This window comes from Geobacter metallireducens GS-15 (assembly GCF_000012925.1).
In the GTDB taxonomy this organism is placed as follows: Bacteria; Desulfobacterota; Desulfuromonadia; order Geobacterales; family Geobacteraceae; genus Geobacter; species Geobacter metallireducens.
Genome location: NC_007517.1, coordinates 2,013,426 through 2,033,320, shown reverse-complemented (window position 1 = coordinate 2,033,320; position 19,895 = coordinate 2,013,426). Strand labels below are relative to the sequence as shown.

Sequence of the window (19,895 nt, the reverse complement as noted above, 5' to 3'; positions counted from 1 at the left end):
ACCGTATGCAGATCTGGGAACCAACATACGAATGCATGCCGCGCGAGGAGCTGCAGCAGCTTCAGCTGGAACGGCTCCAGGCAACCATCAACCGCGTATACAAGAATGTCACCTGCTACCGGAACAAGTTCAACGAGCTTGGTATCGTCCCTGAGGACATCCAGTCCCTCGACGACCTCAGGAAACTCCCTTTCACTACCAAGGAGGACTTACGCCTGAACTATCCCTACGGGATGTTCGCCGTGCCGCTCCGGGAGGTCGTGCGGATCCACTCCTCGTCGGGAACCACCGGCAAGCCCACGGTGGTCGGTTACACCAAGCACGACATCAAGGTCTGGTCGAATCTGGTGGCCCGCTTCATGACCGCCGCCGGCGTCACCCTCGACGACGTGGTTCAGGTCGCCTTTGGTTACGGTCTCTTTACGGGCGCTTTTGGCCTCCATTACGGGACTGAAACCATCGGGGCGTCGGTGATTCCCATGAGCTCCGGGAACACCGAAAAGCAGATCATGATCATGCAGGACTACAAGACCACGGCGCTGGTCAGCACCCCCAGCTATGCCATCACCATCGCGGACCGGATGGAAAAGATGGGAATCGATCCCAAGACCCTGTCGCTCAAGGTGGGGCTCTTCGGCGGTGAGCCATGGTCAGAAGCGATGCGGAAGGAAATCGAAAGCAGACTTTTCATCAGTGCTACCGACAATTACGGTCTCTCGGAAGTTATTGGCCCCGGCATTGCCGGCGACTGTGAACACAAGTGCGGCATGCACATCTTCGAGGATGCCTTCATCCCCGAGATCATCGATCCGGATACCGGCGAGGTGTTGCCGCCGGGGAGCGTCGGTGAACTGGTGCTGACCACCCTCACCAAGGAGGCGTTCCCCATGATCCGTTACCGGACCCGGGACATCACGTGCCTCGATTACTCCCCCTGCGCCTGTGGCAGGACCATGGTCCGCATGAAGAAGACCATGGGGCGCAGCGATGATATGCTCATCATCAAGGGGGTCAACGTCTTCCCGTCCCAGATCGAGGAGGTTCTCTTTGCCATCGAAGGGTGCCAACCCCACTACCAGATCATCGTTGACCGCAAGGGGACCCTCGATACCCTGGAGATCCAGATCGAGGTCATCGAAAACATCTTCTTCGACGAGATGAAGCGCCAGCGTGCGTTCCTCGAAATGGTCGAGAAGCGGATCGATTCGAGGCTCGGCGTCGGCGCCACCGTCAAGCTTGTGGAGCCGAACAGTATTCCCCGCCATGAAGGGAAAGCCCAGCGGGTCATTGACCGGCGCAAGCTCTGAACAATCCTATCCACCATTCAGCAAACATTCAAGGAGTTCCCATGCCAACAGCAACCGCCCGTCACATCCTCGTGTCCACCGAAGCCGAATGCCTGCAACTCAAGGCCGAGATAGAAGCCGGCGCCGACTTCGCCGAGATAGCCAGAAAAAATTCCGCGTGCCCGTCGCGCATGCAGGGCGGCGACCTCGGCGCCTTTGTCCCCGGTCAGATGGTCAAAGAGTTCGACGAGGTCGTCTTTTCCGGTGAAATCAACAAGGTTCTCGGACCGGTCAGGACCCAGTTCGGCTATCACCTGATCGAAATCACAAAACGCTGGTAGCCACCATGAAAGGAACTCCCGGAATGACTCAACTCGATGAGGCGCTGGTTACTCTGCGTCAGGATATGCGCGATGCAAAGAATCAGTCGAAGTTCTACGATCTCTTTCTCAACTCCACTTTTTTCGTTCCCATTCTGGATGAGCAGTCCCTTGCAGAGGTGGTGGAGGCACCGCAGGACGGGCAGGTGCTCCCCCTGGTCATTGAAGCTGAGGGAAATGACTACCTGATGCTCTTCGATACTCGGGAGCGACTTCAGGCCTGGACCCAGACCGACGCCAAAAGCGTGGAGGTACCGGGCCATGTTCTGGCGGCAACCACTATGCCGCCGCTGCACTGGGCGCTCAACACGGGGACCGAGTACTCCAAGCAGTTTCATCCCGAAGAGATCGCCTGGCTCAGGGACGCTGTTGAACGCTGCAACGCCGAGGCAGCCGGGCGAGGTGATTCCTCTAAAGGAGAAGTTATATGAAAATATTGGCGATACTTGCCAGCCCCAGGGGGACGCGAGGAAATACCGGGCGCTTGCTGGATGAAGTCCTTGCCGGAGCAAGAGAGGCCGGGGCAGAGACCGAAGTTCTCTCCCTCTCCGCCCTGAAGGTCCAACCTTGCGTCGGGTGCGACAACTGCCACAAGACGGGCATCTGTCCCATCAATGACGACTACGAAGGCATCAAGGAGAAACTTCTTGCCTGTGACGGGTTCATTCTGGCCAGCCCGAATTACATCTTCAGCGTCACCGCCCAGATGAAGGCCCTCTTTGACCGCTGTAACGGAATGATTCACTGCATGGCCCTGGAGGGTAAATACGCCGCTGTCGTGGAAACCTCCGGAGGAGGCGAGGACGCGGACGTTATTTCTTACATGGAGCGGGTCATTAACATGTTGGGGGCGACTTCTGCGGGCGGAATAGGCTCTCCTGTCGCTGGCGTACGGACGTTCCCCGATGAGGCAACCCTCTATGGGAAGGCCAGCGCCCTCGGCCGTGACCTCTGCCGCTGTATCAGCGAAAAACGAAGATTTCCGGACCAGGAGCGCTTTCATGAGGCATTTCGATCAAGGATGTCCGGCCTCGTAGACTTTATGAAAGAGTTCTGGTTATTCGAACGTGATTACTGGCAGAAGAAGACACTGGCAAGGTAGCGACCATGTTCGAAACGCAGTACAACGACGAAATGGAAGCAGAAGTGAGGCGCCTGGAGGCGAAGAAGCGGGCCGCCGACGCGGGACATCCGGAATGGGTGAATGCCTGTGTCCGATGCGGATGTGAGTTGCCATCACCGGACGTTACAACATGCAGTCACTGCGCTTGACATAACATTTTACGTAATCTCCCCTGAACGAATAACGGGCCGAGTCTTCTGATTCGGCCCGTTGTATTTCGGCCGATTTTTCTGGCCGGTCGGACCGCAGGGTAGTGACCAGCCATGATACGATTTCGGGCGAGAACGGCTATCTGCGCGTTCGCAGGTAATTGATCAGGTTCCAGCGGTCCTGAACCGTGAGTTTGCCCTGGAAGGGTGGCATTCGGCCGAAACCCGAGGTAATGGCTCTGAAGATATCTGAGTCGGACAATCCCTGCACCATGTCGTGATCGAGTCCTGGTGGGTGGGGAGTGAGTTTCTTGCCGACCGGGCCGCGCTCCGCCGAGCTTAGGCCATGGCACAGGGAACAGTTAATGGCGAAAAGCGTTTCTCCTTGCTCCAGGGATTCCACGGTCGGCGCAACGGGATTTTTCTCTACGAACTCTTGCGACACGTTCTCCTTGCCGGTGACGGGAACAGCACCCTTGGGCGGAGCCAGGACCGGTGCCTGGTATGGTTTGTAGGCGGGTTGCTCATCCATCCAGATTGCTGCCATCAGCACCGGTGTTGCCGTCAGAATGGCCAGTTTCACCGCACGTCTCATATCCTATCCTCGGCAATGATCCTGACGGCTCCGGCCGCCTTCATGAGTTCCTCAGCCCGACTCACCTGCTCGTCGGAGGGAAGAGCCGCAACCGTGCCAATACACTCGCGGGGCGACACGTCCGCTTCGCAGGCTACGGCCACGCCTCCGGAATGTATGGAAACGCTGATGCCAATGTACCCCTCGGCTATGAGAGGATCGTAAACGCGTTTTCGTAACGAAGGGAGGCCCATTTCCAGAAACATCCCGATGATGGTTCCTGCAAGTGCAAAAAGCATGGTGAGCTCGTAGGTGACGATGCCGGTCGGGTAAAAGGCGATAATGGGCTTGTCGCCGGTCTTAACCGGATAGAGCCAAGCAGTGCCTGCCGCAAGAAGGAAACCGGCGCCGGCGCCGGCTATGCCGCAGGCCAGGGTGAACCAACGGAACCAGGTACGCTGTTCTGTCCTCACAAGCACGCCGTCAGGATAGGCAACCGACGTGAGAGAGGTGATTTGCCTTTCGACGAACCCTTCTTTGATCAGGTGCTCAACGGCTACCCCTGCGCTCTCCTTGTCGCTGAAAATCCCGAGGACTTCCATTCGACTACTCCTTTTCCGCGATCGACTGAAGCCGGGTTCGGCCGAGCGTGACCACGCTCTTTTGTGCCTCCAGCTCCCGCACATCGGTTACCGACACCATCGGGAAACACTTGGCAAAGAGGGTATACATCAGGGCGAAGCCTGCAAAGGCGCCTGCGGTAACAGAGAGTTCCACCCAGGTGGGGCGGTAGGTTCCCCAGACGAACGGCATGTTTTTGTGGGAGAGTGACGGCACGATGATCAGGAAGCGCTCGATGAACATGCCGACATTGATCAGCACCGAAACCACCAGCATCACACCGATTGAGCGACGCAACCGCTTGAAGCAGAGTGCCACGATCGGGAGAACGGAGTTGGCGAAAATCATTAAAAGAAGCAGGAAAGCATATTTGTCGGCCATGAAACTAAAGACTTCCCACTCAATCGGTTCATGGGCGTACCAAGTGGTCTGGACCTCGACGAAATAGGCATAGGACCAGAGGAGTGCGATGACCAGGAGGAGTTTTCCCATGTTGTCGAAGTGAAGCGGCGTCAGGTAATCCTCCAGGTGGAACACCCGGCGAATGATGATCATCAGGGTAATGACGGCGGCAATTCCCGAATGGATGGCGCCTATGACGAAGTATGGCGGGAAAATGGTGCTATGCCAGCCAGGAATAACGGTAACGGCGAAGTCCCAGGCGACGATGGAGTGCACCGAAACGGCCACCGGGATGATCAACGCTGCCATCAGGGTGGATGCCTGATGAAAGATTGCCCATTCCCGCGCCGTCCCTCGCCACCCCATTGCCAAAACTGAGTACAGCTTGAATCTCCAACCACTCGAGCGGTCCCGGGCTACTGCGAGATCGGGAAGCATTCCGAGATAGAGGAAGAGACTGCTCCCGATGATGTACGTGAAGATTGCCGTAGCGTCCCAGAGGAGCGCCGAGCGGAAGTTCGGCCACAGTCCGCGCTGGTTGGGATAGGGGATGAGGTAGAAAAAAACCCAGTTGCGGCCCAGGTGGATGAGCGGGAAAAGGCCGCCAACGGCAACGGTAAAGACGGTCATTGCCTCGGCGGCGCGCAGGATCGGTCGCCGCCAGTTGGCTCTGGAAAGGCGCAGGATTGCAGAAACCATGGTTCCCGAGTGGGAAAGCCCGATCCAGAAGACAAAGTTGACGATGTACACCCCCCACATGACCGGCCTGTTCAGGCCGGTGCAACTCATGTCGGTCGTCAGCATGTAACCAAAGGCGTAGAGTCCCCACGCCACCACGGCCCCGAGGAATAGCGCGAGCGCGTACCAGCTCCAGGTGGGGGTCCGCAGGGAGGACAACATCTCGTCATTCAACTGGCTGGAGTTCTTGGCGGCAGGAAGTGTCGGCTCAGACATGCTCGCGTCCTCCTCCCTTGAGATAGCAAATCGAGGGGTGGGTGCCCAGATGCTCCAGCAGCCGGAAGCGCCTGGGGCTGCGGGAAAGGATGGCGACCCGGCTCCGAGGGTCGGCCATGTTCCCGAACACCAGAGCGTCGGTTGGACAGGTCTGGGCGCAGGCCGGTTGTATCTCTCCGTCACGAATGGTGCGATTTTCGGACTTGGCATCTTCCTTGGCCCTTCGGATGCGCTGGATGCAGAAAGTGCATTTTTCCATCACTCCCCGGGTACGCACGGTCATGTCCGGAGAAAGTTGATTATCGAGGGGGTTGGGCCATTCGTGGTTGTAGAAGTTGAAGACTCTTACGGCATAGGGGCAGTTATTACCGCAGTACCTGGTGCCGACGCAGCGGTTGTACACCTGCCCATTAAGACCGTCGGGGTTGTGGTAGCTGGCATAAACCGGGCAGACCGGCTCACAGGGGGCGTCATGACAGTGCTGACAGAGTACCGGGAGAAAGCGCGCCCGCACGTCCGGATACTGTCCCACCCAGAACCGCTCGATGCGTAACCAGTGCATGTTGCGTCCTTCGGATATCTCCTTCTTGCCGCAGATGGCCACGTTGTTCTCCGCCTGACAGGCAACAACGCAAGCGCCGCAGCCGGTGCACCGATCAAGGTCGACAACCATCCCCCATCTGTACTGACTCGTCATTGTTTCCATAATCGACTCAATCCCGATGACCGCTTGCGCGGCTTCCCTATATCTCGACCAACTCGCTCCGGAGGCTTCCCTGGGGATGTCCTGCCGTAACCAGTTCCCCATTCCCTGAGATTCTGGTTATCCGCACCCGGGTAGCATTCCAGGCAGGCTGCTGTTTCGTCCCTTGCCGTGCCACCAGCGCGAGAGGATTTACCCCTTGCCCCTGGGCATAGCGTCCCATCCCCCGATGCCCCTGCCCCAAGGGGATCGCCACCATGTCCGGACGGATTCCGGGATAAACGACGGCCGGCAGACGGAGTGTGCCCTGGGGCGATGAGACCTCCACCAGATCGCCAAAGCCGATCCCGTGCTCGGCTGCGGTCTCGGGGTTGATCTCCACCCAACTTCCCCAAACGACGGTGGTCATCGGGTCCGGGAGTTGCTGCAGCCAGGGATACGGTGCACCGCGGCCGTCATAAAAGGCGGTGGCAGGGTAGGCAATCAGATGGAATGGGTACGTCTTCTGGTCCCCGGCAAAGTCCGGGTCCTCGGGCAATGGCGGTGGTGCGTCCGAGGACCATCGATAACCGGTGGGCTGGACACTCTTGGTTTTAAAGAGCCCTCCGTGCTGAAGCAGGTCGACCCACGCCGCTTCGAAATCCACGCCGGCCCCAAATCCGGCTTGCTTCCTGACCGCTCCCTTCAGCAACTCCAGGTACGACTCGTCCGGTAATGCTGCAGCCATCCGGCCTCCCAGCTCATGGGCAGTAGCCAGCAACACTTCGGGGAACTGGCGGGTATCGAACAAAGGCTCCACAACCGGCTGCATAAGCCCCACCAGCGGTTCCCGGGTGCCGGCGACCGGTATCACGTCTCCCCAGCTTTCCAGGGCGGCGTGGTCCGGAAGGACCAAGTCCGCGTGCAGGGCGGTATCGTCGAGCAGCGAGGAAAAGCTGACGATGAACGGAACCTTTGCCAGTGCGTCGTGAAACCCAGTCGCCGGAGGAACGGAATAGAGCGGATCGCCATGAATCATGGCCACCTTCACGTGGCCGCCGCGCATCGTCTCGATAAGAGCGATGAGTTCGGCAAAGGAATTTTCCGGTCCGGATGGGGACCCTGCATCGGGGTAGATCCCACCCGGCCGATTCAGGCTTCCCACCAGGAGATTGAGCAGGTGGACCGCACGGACCGATTCAGGGCCGTTGCTCTGAAAGGCAACCATCTCCCCGGCCAGAGCGAGTGCGGGACGGGTCGAGGCAAACTCCCGTGCCACCTCAGCGATCGCTCCTTGCGGCAGACCGGAGAGCTGCGCCACTCGGGGGAGATCGTATCTGTCCAGCGCGGCCAGCAGTTTCTTTGCCTCAAGCCCGTTCATCGCGAGTGCTCCGCTGTCGTAAAGCGACTCGGCCAGAATCAGGCGTGCAATGCCAAGGGCCAGGGTTCCTTCGCTCCCCGGCTTGGCAGGCATCCAGCGGTCGGCCGAGGCGGCAGTCAGTGACATGCGCCCCCCCACATAGGTGAAATGCCCGCGAACCGTGTCACGGCCCTGGCGCATCTCACCAAAGGCGGAACCATACTTGACCGGCGACAGGTGAGAGTCCACAAAATCAGCCCCGAAACTGAGCAGATAGCGCGTTTCGGCGATGTCGTAATAGGGAAGGGTAGGCTGCCCGAAGCTACGACGGGCAGCAATCCGAAGCAAGTCGGGGGTGAGCAACTCATAGGAGACGTGGTTGGTCGAGCCGAACGTGCGCATGAAGCGACCCGTGAGTTCCGCCAGGGTACCCCGCAAATGAGGCGTCAGCAGAGCCAGGCCATTAGTGCTCTGTTCCCGCTGCAAAGCTTTGAGCCTATCCGTGAGCAGCCCAATACCCTCTTGCCAGGAAATCCGCGTGAAGGCACCGGAACCACGGGGGCCATTCCGTTTGAGGGGATGAGGCACGCGGTCGGGATGGTAAAGTTCCTGAACAACGGCCTGCCCCCGGGCGCAGAGTTTCCCTCTATTGATGGGATGTTCCGGGTTTCCCTCAATCTTCTTTGCCCGTCCCTCGGACACTCGGACTAGGATGCCGCAGCCGGCAGGACATGCATTGCAGGAGCTGGCATAATAAGTACCTTTGCCGGGAGTTATCCCCTCATCCGGCGGAATGAGATAGGGGATGAGCTGCTCATTTTTTGACCGGCATCCATCCAGTACGGCGCCGGCAGCTATTACTGTACCAAGCTGTAAAAACGTTCTCCGTTTCATTTGCGCTCCGCTACTTGTGACACGTCCAGCAGTCGATACTGGCCTTATGCTGATGGTGGCAGTTCAGGCACCATCCCATCTTGAGGCTTGCGGTCCGGGTGATCCGTTCCATGGCAGCCACCTCGCCGTGGCAGGCTGCACAGGAAAGTTTAGCGCGGACGTGCATCATGTGCGGGAAATAGACGAAGTCCGGCAGGCTGTAAACCTTGACCCAGGGAATCGGTTCACGCTTTTCCCAGTATTTCATCAGTTTCTTTATTTCTGGAGTGTTCGGTGAGATGAACAGATGGCAGGCCCGGCACTCCTCCATCGATGGGATACCCGCAGCCGGGGACTTCGCGGCGTAACTATGACAGAAGAGACAATGGATGCCGTTGTCGCCTGCGTGCAACTTATGGCTGAAGGCAATCGGCTGGACAGGGGAGTGGTCTCGAACATCCAATGGCAGAAGGTACAACAAGACAGAGGCGGCGACGATGGCCACAGTCACAATCGCCAATCCGATGATAAGCCTCACTTTATTCATGCATCCACCTGAACGGGAGCGGGCAGTTGCGGTGACGGCGGAACGTTACGGTTCAACTAATAATAGCAACCAGTTAGCTTCTGTCAAAATGGGAGAGGCAGACATTAATCTTCAAATACCCAGGTAGGTCAGGGGCAAGATCAGCCCTATGGTTGTGGCGATGTCATCAACAACTACGAGGGAATAGGGGGGTACGAGGAAATTCATCAAGTCTTTCGCAGCGGAGGGATTCTCGACCCTCCGCTGCCCGACCAGATCGTTCCCTATATCGCGGAAGAATCAAAGGTGAGGAAGAAGCACCAGGCCTGGTGCGATTTGCATGGAAGTGGCATAAGACCGAAGCTACAGCATATATCCTCGAACAAAAACCATCATTTCTCCGGTTTCACTGTCCACTGCTATCTGTCGTTCTTCAGGTGTCAGCATTTCATGGAGATATTTCCGAGCCCGTTTCCGGTTGCCTGCAATACTATCTGAAATCTTACACATAATGGAAGCCGGCAGACCCGACCTGTAGCCCTGAACCAGCTTGGCGATTTCCTCGCGTCGTTGTGCATTGCTCCAAGTCTTGTAAATCTCGGTCCCAACATCCTCCTTAAGCATGACTTACCCCTCTGGATTAAATGATATTGATATTGGCTTTTGCAGGGTCGCATAGTCTTCTGAATCTTTCAAGGGCACAGGACAAAAATTTATTTCGCGTACTTGACATAATATATCTTATGGGACGTAAATCATGAAGTGATTGCCGCCGTGCCAGATCATCGGCGGTAAAGGCTCCTTCCGTCCCTGCTGGTCAGGTTATAGGCACAGAATGGCACCAGCAGGCCATCGGGAGACACAACCGATATGCAGCACCCCCTGAGGCGCTCCAGATCCAGGTTTTCCGCATCTTGAAATGCCATGGCAGAGATGGTTAAACTCCTGGTGGCGACATCCCGGAGAAAGCTATCCAGATCAATGGCCCCTTCGACCCGGACCGGGTTTGATCTGCCCGACTCACAACAATCGGTCTGCTCCGATTCTCTGGGATTGCCGCAGCATGGTGCGGCTGAGGGAAGCTTCCAGCGGCGCGACACGGTATCCACGGTCCTCCTGATTCCCCCGCTGCCACAGTCGGTCGTGCAGCAGGAATCGCCCCCCATCGCCCCGAGGGAGCGCAGCCCGCCGTCGGCCGAGTAGAGATATGTGGCGTGAAAGGAACAGTGGGCATGTTCCCCACCGGGAGGAGAGAAATCGGCCAGCCTGAGCAGTCCGTCGGTCTGCTCTTCGAGACACCCCATCAGTTCGGGTAAAGTGAAGCGGTTGCCGCAGCCCTGCTCAGGGAAACGGCCAAAATAGCTGACAGGCTGGAAGTGAATCCCCCGCACGATTGGGGCCAATTGAAGGGCCTGCCGCACGATGGCGCCGACGGCATGGCTGTTCACTCCGCTCACGATGGTCGGGACCAGGATCACGCCGAGGCCGGCCTCGCCGGCATGCCTGACGGCCCGGAGCTTCTGCTCCAGAAGCGGACGTCCCCTCAAGGTGCGGTAGATGCCGTCGTCGACCCCGTCGAACTGGAGAAAGACTGCCGAAAGCCCCGCCGACCGCAACCGGGCGGCATAATTCCCGTCGGCGGCAAGGCGCAGGCCGTTGGTATTGAGCTGGATAAAGGAAAAACCGATCCGCCGCGCCGCTGCCACGATCTCCGGCAGATCGTCCCGCAGTGTGGGCTCTCCGCCGGACAACTGGAGATTGCACGGCCCAGCCGCTGCCATGGCCCGTTCTAGCAGCCAGGTGATCCTGTCCAGGGAGGTATCCACGGAATCCTTTCGGCCGGAATCGGCAAAACAGACGGCGCACTGCAGGTTGCACCGGTCAGTCACCTCCAGTAGCACCGAACAGGGCATCTGTGCATGGGCACTGCAGAGGCCGCAGTCGAACGGGCACCCCTGCTCGACGGTCCCGTAGCAGAGCTCGGGGTGGACGGGCGGCTTCGGTCTCCGCCACTCGGCCAGTGACGGCTTTCCGCGCCAGATAAGGGTCCTGAACGAACCGTGCTCGTCGCACTCCTTGACCTGGAAGACCTCGTCACCCAGCACTTGTCGTGTCGCCGCTATCCTTTTCAGGCAGACGGGGCAGATGCTTTCGGTTTCACCCAGATTCACTGTTTCCATGACACTATCCTTTATCTGTTACGGAAGCGGGTCTTCAGCCTTTCGGGCCACCATGAGGAAATAGCCGAGGCCCCCACGGGCCGCCTCCCCTTTCCTCTCCGTACCACCCTTCCACGCATCCGGCAGGCATTCGCCGGCCAGGATCATGCGGACCGCGAATTCCTTCAGCAAACGGTCGTGGGTTTCCCACCGAAGGAGGGTGAAGCCATTACCGGCCACCGCGGCAAGGAGTTCCTTGCGGGTGAGGAGCCCGCCGGCCTGTCCTGTGGCCTCGTCTCCAGCCGTGCTGAAAACGTCGCTCACTACCAGATATCCGCCGTCCTTCACGACCCGCGCAAACTCCCGGAGGGGAGCCGACCGGCCAGGGAGGACGGAAAGGACGCATTCACACAGAAGGAGATCGACGGTGGCGCTCCGGAGGGGGATCGTTGCAGCCTCCCCCCGGATAAGGCGGGCCGTTTCGAGGCGGGGGGCGGCATCCCCGAGAAGGGTCTCCGACGGGTCGAGCCCCACCAGGCGGCGGAAACCGATTTGTTCCAGGTGATACAGGGTTCCGCCGGCACCGCAGCCGACATCGGCAATCAGGGAATCGGCGGAAAGGTTGCAGACCTCCAGTGCCCGGTCTGTAAGCGCGGTCCCACCCGGCCGTAGGCACGGACCCACGGTGCGACAGAGCTCCAACCAGTTGAGTGCGGTACCGTTCATCGGTTCACCGTGCCGCCGGAAAGTTACTTGTCTTCCAGCGCCTGTTCTGCCGCGGCCAGCTTCCCGGTTGCCAACTCCTCAGTGACAAGGATGAAGCCGCACCCGGAGCAGGCCGGAAGAGTGATGGGAAATATGGACTGCATGTACTGGAGCCTGACAGTTTGCTCCTCCAGGGGGGCCTGGCACTGATTGCAGAGCCATTCGCTGCCGCTGCCGGATTTTACCCACTCCTGCGTGCTCCCGCTGGACTTCATCGCCATCCGGTGGGAATACGCGGTGACCAGCCGATAGTCATCACCGGTCCGGACATACTCCGCCCAGTAGGTGACCGCTTTGGGGCGATGGAAGGCGAGAAAATGGCCGGTGGCAGAGTTGAGCAGCTTCCTGCCGGTGGTCTCGGCATGAAGGATGACCTTCTGCGCATCCTCCCTCAGGATCGAGCGGTCCTCCATGAGACGCTCGACCTCCCCGGGTATCTGCAAACTGATCTGCTCATACGCGTTCATCTGACGGTCCCCCATCCTGTCGCATGATATCTACCCCTTCCCTAACGGGTTGCCACCCGCACCCTTCTCTCGAAGGTCTCCCCCTCTTCCGACACACGGTCATCAGGTACGCAACCGGCAGTGAGGTTCGGTTCTTCCAGCAGGACCAGGTCACCGCGCAGCAGATGTACCTCCACCTCTTCCCCTGCCGCCACCACCGACGGTCCTTCGGGGAGGATGACAATGGCATTGGCCCGTTGGATGGTACTCAGCCGGCACGCCTTGTGGTTTCCGACCGTGGTGGCCATGTAGCGGCCGTTCTCCGCCTCTACCCGGACCGACTGGCAATGGACCCGGCCGGGCTCCTTGCGGATATCTTCCCGCAGCCGTGCCTTGAGGTTCGGCCTGACCGTCCGGCGATGCCCCATCAGCCTGAGCAGCCCCGGTCTGACGAATTCCTCGAACGTGACCATGGTCGACAGCGGATTGCCGGGAAGGGAGAAGACCGGGATCCCGTCCTTCATGCCGAAGGCCTTGGGTCCGCCCGACTTCATCTCAATCTTTCCGAGCATCTGCCTGACCCCCACCTCAACCAGCACATCCCGCACGAGGTCCCGGGCTCCTGCCGAGACGCCGGCCGTAGTGATCAGCGCATCGGCCTTCAGTCCCGTCTGAAGCTGCTCTTTCAGGCTTTCCCGGTTGTCACGACCGATGCAGAGGAGAATCGGCTCGGCGCCGATCTCCCTGAGAGCCGCAGCCAGATACTGGGCATTGCTGTTGATGATGCGTCCGTTTGACGGCTGCTCTCCCAGTTCGATCAACTCATCGCCGGTGGAGAGCACCGCCACCCGCGCCTTCCGGTAGACCGGCACCACCGCTTGGCCAAATGAGGCCAGCAAGCCTATTTCCTGTGCCTGAATGACCGTCCCCTCCGTCAGCACCAGGTCACCGCCTGTCAGGTCCTCACCCCGGAAGCGGATATACTGCCGGCGACGGACCGGCGCCATGACCGTCACCTGGCCATCTGTCTCCAGGGTATCCTCCCCCGGCACCACCGCATCGCAGTTGTGGGGGATAGGTGCACCGGTCATGATCCGGACGGCGCACCCCCCCAGAACCGGCTCCGACACATTGCATCCGGCCGGAATAAAGCCGGTAATCCGTAGGGTGGTCCCCTCGCCCGTGCAGTCCGCACTTCTCAGGGCGAATCCGTCCCTCGCCGAATTGTCGAAAAGCGGCAAATCCCATGGTGCCACCACATCCCTGGCCAGGACCCTCCCCAGGGCGGACTGCAGGTCGACACGCTCCACTCCGAGCGGAGTTATGTTATCAAGAATAATCCGGAGGGTTTCCTCTGAGCCTGGCATCTCACCTTCTCCAAAATCCGTTCAGCTTCCATGTTGGACGCATGTTGTGGTCCCCCCGGCCCTGCCGGGGGGAGTATCATGCTACCCGTTCTTGCGCCCGGAAGTAGTATCACTTCTTCGACATTCGGGCAACCGTATCCATTACCTTGTCGAAACCATGTTTTCGCACCAGCGATTCCAGACCGACCTCCATCTCGGTCACCGTTGTTTGTATATCCTTCTCTTCCACTTCCTCTTCCCGCTCCTCGTAGACTAGGGCATCGACCAGGCACCACTTGACACATACCGGCTCATCTTCGCCGTCGCACATGTCGCATTTCAGGGGCAGACCCGAATCCGGTTCCTTGAACAGATCCCGTGAGGGGCAGGCGGCACGGCAGGAGTCGCACTCGTTGTATTCCTTGCCGTCGATGATGTACTTGTTCCGCCCCATGCACTCGGATTCGGTGTACTCGCCGGCAAAGACCGGCATCCAGATGTCCTCGAGCCGGTTGGTGATGACCTGGATGCGCGACCGTGCCGGGTTGTTGCTGCTGTACGGCGGAACCGCGTGGAAGGCGGAGCACATGATTTCGCAGGTCCGGCAGCCGTTGCACTTGTCGGCATCAACCGTGATCGTCCTGACTTTCCGTTTAATTTTGGCCATTTTTCAAGATCCCCCTCTTTTCCAGGTCGTCGGCGACATAGCCCAGGTCCAGTTCTTCCAGCTTTTCCCGTGTGGGAATGCCGTCGTGGTTCCATCCCTTGTACGTGTAATAGGTGGAAAGAAGCTGCTCTTCCAGTTCGGGGAAGCGTTTCTTCCAGTGGTCAGCGGGCGGCTTTTCGTCAACCCTCCTGATACCCAGCCTGTTGTTGTAGGCTCGGTGCAGGTTCCGGCTCCTGTTGGCAATCTGCTTCAGCCCTGACTCGTCCAGATCCAGGCCGGTAGCCGCGGAGATTATTTTCGGGTAGTTGTGGATGTGATAGGGCGGCTTCAGGCAGAAGGACGACATGCCGCAGCACATCCCCACGGCGTCATCGATGTTGTGCATCATCTCCATCCAGTCCACGATTTCAGAGCACATGTCCGGTGTCGGGAAGTAGGGAATCGACTTCTCCCCCCTCAGTTCCCAGTCCAGCACGATCTGCTTGAACTTTTCGTCGGGAATCTGGGGCCAGTCGCGGACGAATTCCTCCCGCTGCTCCATGGTTGGGAAGGCCGATTGGGGCCACTGTCCTTCCATCTGGGTGATGCTGATCTTCTCGTTGGTGGAATACATGAGGAAATAGAGCGGATCCAGGGTCCCGAGCTTGACCGGGAGCTGCTCGTGCTTCTTGATGGTGTTGTGATCGAAGGCTTCCGCACCGTTGCCGATCTTGCGGGCTGCGAAATAGACGCCGTCGGCCAGGATATCGCCAATCCCCTCACGACGTGCGACCCGGTCGAGGAGCCAGAAGAATCTCCCTTCCTTGTCGGATGGACACCCCTTGAAGTCCTTGTCAGTGAGAATGCCGGCTTCATAGAGCTCAACGGCAAAGGCAAGAATCTGGGGCGTCGAGAAGGAATCAACCCCGTACTCGGTGGCGCGCTGGAGGATCTTCCAGGAGAAATCAAGGTCATCCACATAAGCCGCCATGGCATAGGTGAGCTTGCCGAAGCATTTCGCCATATACCGTGGGGTATCCTTGTGGGAAATAAGCGCCCCGCAATGGGTCGGACAGTTGTAACAGCTGATCAGACGCTTTACTGCGCCATGCTGTGACTTTGACCATGACTCGTCGATCTCTTCGGTCCAGAAGTCCCTTCTCCGGGTCCGGGCATTGCCCCAGGCGAAGTTCTCCGTATGCCATTTTTCATCGGTATGGAGCATCTCCTGGGGCGACCCGATGCCGGAAAGGATGGTCATGACGTCCTTAATGGGGTTGGCCCACCGGTACTTGATATAATCCGTCACCCCCTGCAACTCTTTCATGAACTCTTCCGGCCGGGCAAGGAAGACATCGCCGGTGCCGCGGACAGCCACGGCCTTGATCTTCTTGTCGCCCATGATCGCGCCGCCGCCGAGTCGGCTGGCGCTTGAGCGGGATTGCTCAATGGAAGCCGTAAAGACCCGGTTCTCGCCGGCGATACCGATGGCAGCCACCTGGGCTTTCGGATCGTTCAGCTCCTTCCGGATGAGTTCCTGGGTCTCAACCGCCCCCCTCCCCTTCAGATGCGACGCATCACGCAGCTCCACCTTGTTATTGGAGACGTACAGGTAGACCCAGTCGGGCGACTTGTTCTTGAAGATGATCTTATCGTAGCCGGCATACTTCAGCTCGGCCGCGAAAAAGCCCCCCATCATCGGATAGGCCAGTGTGCCCGATTGGGGCGAAATGAAAGAGACAACGGTGCGGTTGGCGCTGAACACCGGCGTGCCGTTCAGCAGGCCGGTACTGAATACCAGCAGATTTTCGGGATCGAATGCCCTGGTTTCCGGTGGTACCCTGTCCCAGTGGAGCTTGACGCTTGTTCCCAACCCCCCGAGATGGAGCTCCATCAGCCTGGGATCGGTTGCGACCCGTTCGATGTTCCCCTTCGCCAGGTCGACTTCCAGATAATATCCTGCCTCTGCGTATCTCATTTTTCCTCCTTTTTCCCGATGTACACCCTGTGTCTAATTTTCTATGCGGAGGCAGGTCTGTAGCGAATGCTGGCAGAATCCCTCGCACGCTTCCCCGATGCAGGCCCCGGGACGTCCCAGATGCTCTCTCATTACCTCGGGTTCCAGCGCCACCCGTTCGATAGTTCCCGTTGCCAGATTGATTTCCAGATAACATCCGACCTCTTCGTATTTCATATCCTCCTCCTCTCTCCACTTGTTGTCGTAATCCGGCATCATCACACCGGACACGTTGTACGCGGTCTATCCCGCAAAAAAACAACAGGGGCGCTCTCTGGATAGAAAGGCCCCTGAACGTCGCGGACATACCTCCGCGTCGCTGGGTCCCCTTTGCATAAGGAAGGCAACGCCGTTTCCAGCGATACCCATAGGCCGGACCGCCATGGGGATGTTCCCTTTAGGCGCCGCGGCTCGGAGACGGTTTTAAATTTTTTCAAGACCCGCTTTCCGCCGACAGCCCGCACTAGAGCCTCGGAGGGAAAAAACAAAAGGGGCGCTCTCCTGGATAGAAAGGCCCCTGAACGTCGCGGACACACCTCCGCACCGTTGGGTCCCCTTTGCATAAGGAAGGCAACGCCGTTTCCAGCGATACCCATAGGCCGGACCGCCTTGGGGATGTTCCCTTTAGGCGCCGCAGCTCGGAGACGGTTTTAAATTTTCGCGGTGCAAAGCATCTGCCGCACCCTGTTACTACGACTCCACCATAAGCTCACGCTTATTTGCGTAAATTAGTACTACATTACTATTTTACTTGTCAAACAAAAAAATCTCGCTTAGTGTGCAAATATCTGTAAGGTGCCTTGTCTGCCCAAGAATGACAACAGGCCATAAAAAGATTCACCTGGAGAACAACACCATGAACGACCAGTCAGTGAACACGATCACCTTCGATGGCCCCTATCTCGACATTTTGCTCATGAAGCATCAAGGGCTCTGTTGCAGCCAGATCGTGGTCAAGCTGGTGTTGCGCGACCTGGGTCGGGACAACCCGGACCTGGTCAGGTCGATGGCGGCCCTCTGCAACGGTTTTTACGCCGGCGTCACCTGCGGGGTGCTCACCGGTGCGTCATGTGCGTTGTCACTGGCACTGGATGGTTCGAGGGAGAGGGAGATGCAGGACTCGGAGTTTCCCCTGCTGCTGGCTGAATTGTGGGACTGGTTCTCGGTCAGGGCGGAAAAAGAGTACGGCGGGATCAACTGCGATGAAATCCTGAAGGCGAGCCCCGACAAGCGGGCCTGCTCGGACCTGCTGCTGGCAACCATGGAGAAACTCCAGTCGATACTGGCGACCGTGGGCGGTACAGGTCAATGACCACTCCGTTACCCCCTGTGAAACAAGCATGGAAGAAAGGGGTGCCGCGATGAATAGGACGCCGCTGGAGGGGTGGATACGGGACAAGTTGCTTCTGCCCGGCACGCAGGCACTGACGCGGAGCGACCTCGAGGCCTATCAGGTGCGAAAACTGCGGGAGGTGGTCGCCTATGCCCGGACGAAGAGCCCCTTCTACCGGAACCTTCTTGCCGAAATCGACGGTCGGGACGTGAAGGATCTGCAGGCATTCAGCCGCCTCCCCTTCACGACGCCGGACGATGTGCGAACCCAGGGGATGCGGATGCTCTGCGCCTCCCAGGACGAAATCGAACGGGTGGTCACCCTGCAAACCTCAGGGACCAGCGGCGAGGCAAAGCGGATATTTTTCACGGCAGAAGACCTGGAGCTGACGGTCGATTTTTTCCATCACGGCATGGCGACCATGGTCGCTGCCGGGGCAACCGTCATCATCTTTCTGCCCGGCGAACGACCCGACAGCGTTGGTGATCTGCTGGCTCGGGGATTGGCACGGCTGGGGGTGAGGCCGGTCGCCTTTGGACCGGTACGGGACCCGATAGCGGCACGGGCGGAGATTCTGCGCCACCCTTCCCCTTGCCTGGTGGGGATACCGACCCAGATTCTTTCTCTGGCCCGTGGTGAGGGTGGCGAGGCGATTCCACGGGGCTGGGTGGAGAGCGTCCTTCTTTCCACGGACTACGTGCCCACGGCGATCGTGGAGGAACTGAAGCAGCACTGGGGCTGCCGGGTCTTCACCCACTACGGCATGACGGAAACCGGGCTGGGGGGAGGCGTGGAGTGTGAGGCAAGGGACGGCTACCATCTGCGCGAGGCCGACCTGTACACGGAAATCGTCGACCCGGCCACAGGCCGGCCGGTAGCCGATGGCGAGTTCGGGGAAGTGATCTTCACGACCCTCACCCGAAGCGGGATGCCGCTCGTGAGGTACCGGACCGGGGATATGGCGAGGATGATGCCGGAATCCTGCCCCTGCGGCACGGTGCTGAAACGTCTCGGGCGGGTGCAGGGACGAATCGGGGCGACCGTGAGGCTCAGGGATGGGGCAAGCATCGCCATGGCAACTCTGGACGAGGCGTTGCTTCCGATTCCCGGACTGCTGAACTTTACGGCCGAAATCGCCGATAACGGCGGCCGGGATCAACTCAACCTCTGTCTCCAGGCATGCGAGGGGCAGGAAGAACAGGTCGCCAGAGGGGCCGTTGCCGCCCTTGTGCGCGCCGAATCAAGCGATCCCCTGTTCCGGCAGGGGGGGCTGACGCTGGGGAGCATCACCTTCGACAGGGCCGGCTGGTTCACGACCGGCACCGGGAAACGGCAGATCAGGGATGTCCGGCAGGAGAACCAAGGTGCCGTAAGTGCATAAATTCCTTCTGCAGGGTAATCGGCACGCGGTTGGGCACTCCCCGAAAGGTTGATCCGCTATCCTTTCTGATGTCGCTGAACAATCCGACTTTGCCGATAATGTTGCCTTCTTCATCGGTCATGGGGGTGACACGAACTGATACAGGGATTCTGTGACCATCCTTGTGATAGAGGTACACCTTTGTTTTATACAATTCTCTGTTGGGCCTGGCGGGTAATTCCTTCGATGGCCAGCGTCCCGTGGTCGTAACGGTCAAGGGTTGCCAGCGCATAGGCGTAATCGTCGATGACCCGCAGCACGTCCCGGCCGGTATCGCTGACAAGCTCCTGATTGGTCAGGGTCCGCGCCAGCAATGCCACCGTCTGCTGCATCGCCTGCAACTTGGCGCTCTCCTCCCGCAGCCGCTGCTCGTTGAGCGTGTACCCCTTGACGATATGGTCATGCAGCACCCTGGTCGCCCATTGGCGGAAGCGGGTCCCTTGCTGTGACTTCACCCGGTAGCCTACGGAAATTATCACGTCGAGGTTGTAGTGGGCCGTATCGTAGCTTTTACCGTCTGAGGCAGTTATCCGGAATTTCCGGATAACTGAAGCATCATCAAGCTCCCCTTCCCTGAAGATGTTCCTGATGTGTTCGTTGACGGTTCTGACATCCTTTCCAAACAGTTCGGCCATCTGCTTCTGTGTAAGCCAGACGGTGTCATGGTCGAGATGGACTTGAAGAGAAGATGACCCGTCCGGAGTCTGATATAGGACTATTGCCTTATCGGCTCGGTTCATACAGGTTCCTCATAAAGTTCGGTGATGCTGCTGGTCTGGCCCAGCGGTACGACCCACTGCCAGTAGAGGTTTTAACAGCTCGCTGAAGCTCCT

Annotated in this window: 21 protein-coding genes and 2 riboswitches; of the genes, 6 read left to right on the top strand and 15 right to left on the bottom strand. The window is 58.9% G+C overall.

Annotated elements, in window-relative coordinates; all coding sequences use genetic code 11:
- The first annotated feature begins 5 nt into the window (after positions 1-5).
- Genes GMET_RS09155 through GMET_RS09140 form a run of 4 tightly spaced genes read left to right on the top strand, consistent with a single transcriptional unit; the run spans position 6 to position 2,768 of the window.
- On the top strand, positions 6-1,307 hold the full coding sequence (locus GMET_RS09155; RefSeq protein ID WP_004512027.1) for a phenylacetate--CoA ligase family protein: 1,302 nt from the start codon (positions 6-8) through the stop codon (positions 1,305-1,307).
- A gap of 41 nt (positions 1,308-1,348) precedes the next feature.
- Complete coding sequence (locus GMET_RS09150; protein ID WP_004512028.1) at positions 1,349-1,627, top strand: peptidylprolyl isomerase; 279 nt, start codon at positions 1,349-1,351, stop codon at positions 1,625-1,627.
- 23 nt (positions 1,628-1,650) lie between these two features.
- Entirely contained in the window at positions 1,651-2,097 is a 447-nt protein-coding gene (locus tag GMET_RS09145; RefSeq protein ID WP_004512029.1) for an SseB family protein, read from the top strand.
- The gene (locus GMET_RS09140; protein WP_004512030.1) at positions 2,094-2,768 is read left to right on the top strand and encodes a flavodoxin family protein; all 675 of its coding nucleotides are present in this window, start codon (positions 2,094-2,096) and stop codon (positions 2,766-2,768) included. The genes GMET_RS09145 and GMET_RS09140 overlap by 4 nt, the downstream gene beginning before the upstream one ends.
- Before the next feature lie 309 nt (positions 2,769-3,077).
- Here the strand turns inward: GMET_RS09140 and GMET_RS09135 are convergent, their stop codons facing one another.
- The 14 genes from GMET_RS09135 to GMET_RS09070 form a co-directional block, all read right to left on the bottom strand.
- Positions 3,078-3,533: a c-type cytochrome gene (locus GMET_RS09135; RefSeq protein ID WP_004512032.1), complete on the bottom strand. Its 456-nt coding sequence runs from the start codon at positions 3,531-3,533 to the stop codon at positions 3,078-3,080.
- A complete protein-coding gene (locus tag GMET_RS09130; RefSeq protein ID WP_004512033.1) occupies positions 3,530-4,114 on the bottom strand; it encodes a quinol:electron acceptor oxidoreductase subunit ActD in 585 nt (194 codons plus the stop codon). The genes GMET_RS09135 and GMET_RS09130 overlap by 4 nt, the downstream gene beginning before the upstream one ends.
- Before the next feature lie 4 nt (positions 4,115-4,118).
- A complete protein-coding gene (gene nrfD, locus GMET_RS09125) occupies positions 4,119-5,489 on the bottom strand; it encodes an NrfD/PsrC family molybdoenzyme membrane anchor subunit (protein ID WP_004512034.1) in 1,371 nt (456 codons plus the stop codon).
- Positions 5,482-6,186: a 4Fe-4S dicluster domain-containing protein gene (locus GMET_RS09120; protein WP_238378891.1), complete on the bottom strand. Its 705-nt coding sequence runs from the start codon at positions 6,184-6,186 to the stop codon at positions 5,482-5,484. The genes nrfD and GMET_RS09120 overlap by 8 nt, the downstream gene beginning before the upstream one ends.
- Before the next feature lie 46 nt (positions 6,187-6,232).
- The gene (locus GMET_RS09115; protein ID WP_004512036.1) at positions 6,233-8,425 is read right to left on the bottom strand and encodes a molybdopterin-containing oxidoreductase family protein; all 2,193 of its coding nucleotides are present in this window, start codon (positions 8,423-8,425) and stop codon (positions 6,233-6,235) included.
- Between the two features lie 10 nt (positions 8,426-8,435).
- Positions 8,436-8,951 (bottom strand): cytochrome c3 family protein, encoded by a 516-nt coding sequence (locus GMET_RS09110; protein ID WP_004512037.1) that lies wholly within the window; start codon positions 8,949-8,951, stop codon positions 8,436-8,438.
- A 342-nt stretch (positions 8,952-9,293) separates the two neighbouring features.
- A complete protein-coding gene (locus GMET_RS09105) occupies positions 9,294-9,554 on the bottom strand; it encodes a hypothetical protein (RefSeq protein ID WP_004512038.1) in 261 nt (86 codons plus the stop codon).
- Between the two features lie 158 nt (positions 9,555-9,712).
- The gene (gene trsS, locus GMET_RS09100) at positions 9,713-11,110 is read right to left on the bottom strand and encodes a radical SAM (seleno)protein TrsS (RefSeq protein ID WP_004512039.1); all 1,398 of its coding nucleotides are present in this window, start codon (positions 11,108-11,110) and stop codon (positions 9,713-9,715) included.
- An 18-nt stretch (positions 11,111-11,128) separates the two neighbouring features.
- Positions 11,129-11,815 (bottom strand): DVU_1556 family methyltransferase, encoded by a 687-nt coding sequence (gene trsM, locus GMET_RS09095; RefSeq protein WP_004512040.1) that lies wholly within the window; start codon positions 11,813-11,815, stop codon positions 11,129-11,131.
- Positions 11,816-11,838: 23 nt separating this feature from the next.
- Positions 11,839-12,321 carry a DVU_1557 family redox protein gene (locus GMET_RS09090; protein WP_004512041.1) on the bottom strand — a complete coding sequence of 161 codons (483 nt, stop codon included), beginning with the start codon at positions 12,319-12,321 and terminating at the stop codon, positions 11,839-11,841.
- 41 nt (positions 12,322-12,362) lie between these two features.
- Complete coding sequence (gene glp, locus GMET_RS09085) at positions 12,363-13,667, bottom strand: molybdopterin molybdotransferase MoeA (RefSeq protein WP_004512042.1); 1,305 nt, start codon at positions 13,665-13,667, stop codon at positions 12,363-12,365.
- Between the two features lie 109 nt (positions 13,668-13,776).
- Positions 13,777-14,313, bottom strand: coding sequence for a hypothetical protein (locus GMET_RS09080; RefSeq protein ID WP_004512043.1), 537 nt, complete (start codon positions 14,311-14,313; stop codon positions 13,777-13,779).
- On the bottom strand, positions 14,300-16,270 hold the full coding sequence (locus GMET_RS09075; protein WP_004512044.1) for an aldehyde ferredoxin oxidoreductase C-terminal domain-containing protein: 1,971 nt from the start codon (positions 16,268-16,270) through the stop codon (positions 14,300-14,302). Before GMET_RS09075 ends, GMET_RS09080 begins: the two co-directional genes overlap by 14 nt.
- Before the next feature lie 33 nt (positions 16,271-16,303).
- Positions 16,304-16,486 carry a hypothetical protein gene (locus GMET_RS09070; protein WP_004512045.1) on the bottom strand — a complete coding sequence of 61 codons (183 nt, stop codon included), beginning with the start codon at positions 16,484-16,486 and terminating at the stop codon, positions 16,304-16,306.
- Between the two features lie 132 nt (positions 16,487-16,618).
- A riboswitch (molybdenum cofactor riboswitch) is annotated at positions 16,619-16,738 on the bottom strand.
- 107 nt (positions 16,739-16,845) lie between these two features.
- Positions 16,846-16,965, bottom strand: a riboswitch (molybdenum cofactor riboswitch).
- A 200-nt stretch (positions 16,966-17,165) separates the two neighbouring features.
- Between GMET_RS09070 and GMET_RS09065 the strand changes: the two genes are divergently transcribed.
- Together GMET_RS09065 and GMET_RS09060 are read left to right on the top strand one after the other, a co-directional pair.
- Complete coding sequence (locus GMET_RS09065) at positions 17,166-17,621, top strand: DVU_1555 family C-GCAxxG-C-C protein (RefSeq protein ID WP_004512046.1); 456 nt, start codon at positions 17,166-17,168, stop codon at positions 17,619-17,621.
- Positions 17,622-17,670: 49 nt separating this feature from the next.
- The gene (locus GMET_RS09060; RefSeq protein ID WP_004512047.1) at positions 17,671-19,023 is read left to right on the top strand and encodes a DVU_1553 family AMP-dependent CoA ligase; all 1,353 of its coding nucleotides are present in this window, start codon (positions 17,671-17,673) and stop codon (positions 19,021-19,023) included.
- Positions 19,024-19,208: 185 nt separating this feature from the next.
- Here the strand turns inward: GMET_RS09060 and GMET_RS09055 are convergent, their stop codons facing one another.
- The gene (locus GMET_RS09055) at positions 19,209-19,697 is read right to left on the bottom strand and encodes a virulence RhuM family protein (RefSeq protein WP_238378890.1); all 489 of its coding nucleotides are present in this window, start codon (positions 19,695-19,697) and stop codon (positions 19,209-19,211) included.
- Positions 19,698-19,895 lie beyond the last annotated feature (198 nt).

What these genes read in the sequence shown, in the direction of transcription:
- GMET_RS09115 (WP_004512036.1), bottom strand. Translation starts at nt 8,425, where the DNA reads ATGAAACGGAGAACGTTTTTACAGCTTGGTACAGTAATAGCTGCCGGC.
- GMET_RS09075 (WP_004512044.1), bottom strand. Translation starts at nt 16,270, where the DNA reads ATGAGATACGCAGAGGCAGGATATTATCTGGAAGTCGACCTGGCGAAG.
- GMET_RS09090 (WP_004512041.1), bottom strand. Translation starts at nt 12,321, where the DNA reads ATGAACGCGTATGAGCAGATCAGTTTGCAGATACCCGGGGAGGTCGAG.
- GMET_RS09150 (WP_004512028.1), top strand. Translation starts at nt 1,349, where the DNA reads ATGCCAACAGCAACCGCCCGTCACATCCTCGTGTCCACCGAAGCCGAA.
- GMET_RS09080 (WP_004512043.1), bottom strand. Translation starts at nt 14,313, where the DNA reads ATGGCCAAAATTAAACGGAAAGTCAGGACGATCACGGTTGATGCCGAC.
- GMET_RS09155 (WP_004512027.1), top strand. Translation starts at nt 6, where the DNA reads ATGCAGATCTGGGAACCAACATACGAATGCATGCCGCGCGAGGAGCTG.
- GMET_RS09070 (WP_004512045.1), bottom strand. Translation starts at nt 16,486, where the DNA reads ATGAAATACGAAGAGGTCGGATGTTATCTGGAAATCAATCTGGCAACG.
- glp (WP_004512042.1), bottom strand. Translation starts at nt 13,667, where the DNA reads ATGCCAGGCTCAGAGGAAACCCTCCGGATTATTCTTGATAACATAACT.
- GMET_RS09140 (WP_004512030.1), top strand. Translation starts at nt 2,094, where the DNA reads ATGAAAATATTGGCGATACTTGCCAGCCCCAGGGGGACGCGAGGAAAT.
- GMET_RS09120 (WP_238378891.1), bottom strand. Translation starts at nt 6,186, where the DNA reads ATGACGAGTCAGTACAGATGGGGGATGGTTGTCGACCTTGATCGGTGC.
- GMET_RS09060 (WP_004512047.1), top strand. Translation starts at nt 17,671, where the DNA reads ATGAATAGGACGCCGCTGGAGGGGTGGATACGGGACAAGTTGCTTCTG.
- GMET_RS09065 (WP_004512046.1), top strand. Translation starts at nt 17,166, where the DNA reads ATGAACGACCAGTCAGTGAACACGATCACCTTCGATGGCCCCTATCTC.
- GMET_RS09110 (WP_004512037.1), bottom strand. Translation starts at nt 8,951, where the DNA reads ATGAATAAAGTGAGGCTTATCATCGGATTGGCGATTGTGACTGTGGCC.
- GMET_RS09055 (WP_238378890.1), bottom strand. Translation starts at nt 19,697, where the DNA reads ATGGCCGAACTGTTTGGAAAGGATGTCAGAACCGTCAACGAACACATC.
- nrfD (WP_004512034.1), bottom strand. Translation starts at nt 5,489, where the DNA reads ATGTCTGAGCCGACACTTCCTGCCGCCAAGAACTCCAGCCAGTTGAAT.
- GMET_RS09130 (WP_004512033.1), bottom strand. Translation starts at nt 4,114, where the DNA reads ATGGAAGTCCTCGGGATTTTCAGCGACAAGGAGAGCGCAGGGGTAGCC.
- GMET_RS09145 (WP_004512029.1), top strand. Translation starts at nt 1,651, where the DNA reads ATGACTCAACTCGATGAGGCGCTGGTTACTCTGCGTCAGGATATGCGC.
- GMET_RS09135 (WP_004512032.1), bottom strand. Translation starts at nt 3,533, where the DNA reads ATGAGACGTGCGGTGAAACTGGCCATTCTGACGGCAACACCGGTGCTG.
- trsS (WP_004512039.1), bottom strand. Translation starts at nt 11,110, where the DNA reads ATGGAAACAGTGAATCTGGGTGAAACCGAAAGCATCTGCCCCGTCTGC.
- trsM (WP_004512040.1), bottom strand. Translation starts at nt 11,815, where the DNA reads ATGAACGGTACCGCACTCAACTGGTTGGAGCTCTGTCGCACCGTGGGT.
- GMET_RS09105 (WP_004512038.1), bottom strand. Translation starts at nt 9,554, where the DNA reads ATGCTTAAGGAGGATGTTGGGACCGAGATTTACAAGACTTGGAGCAAT.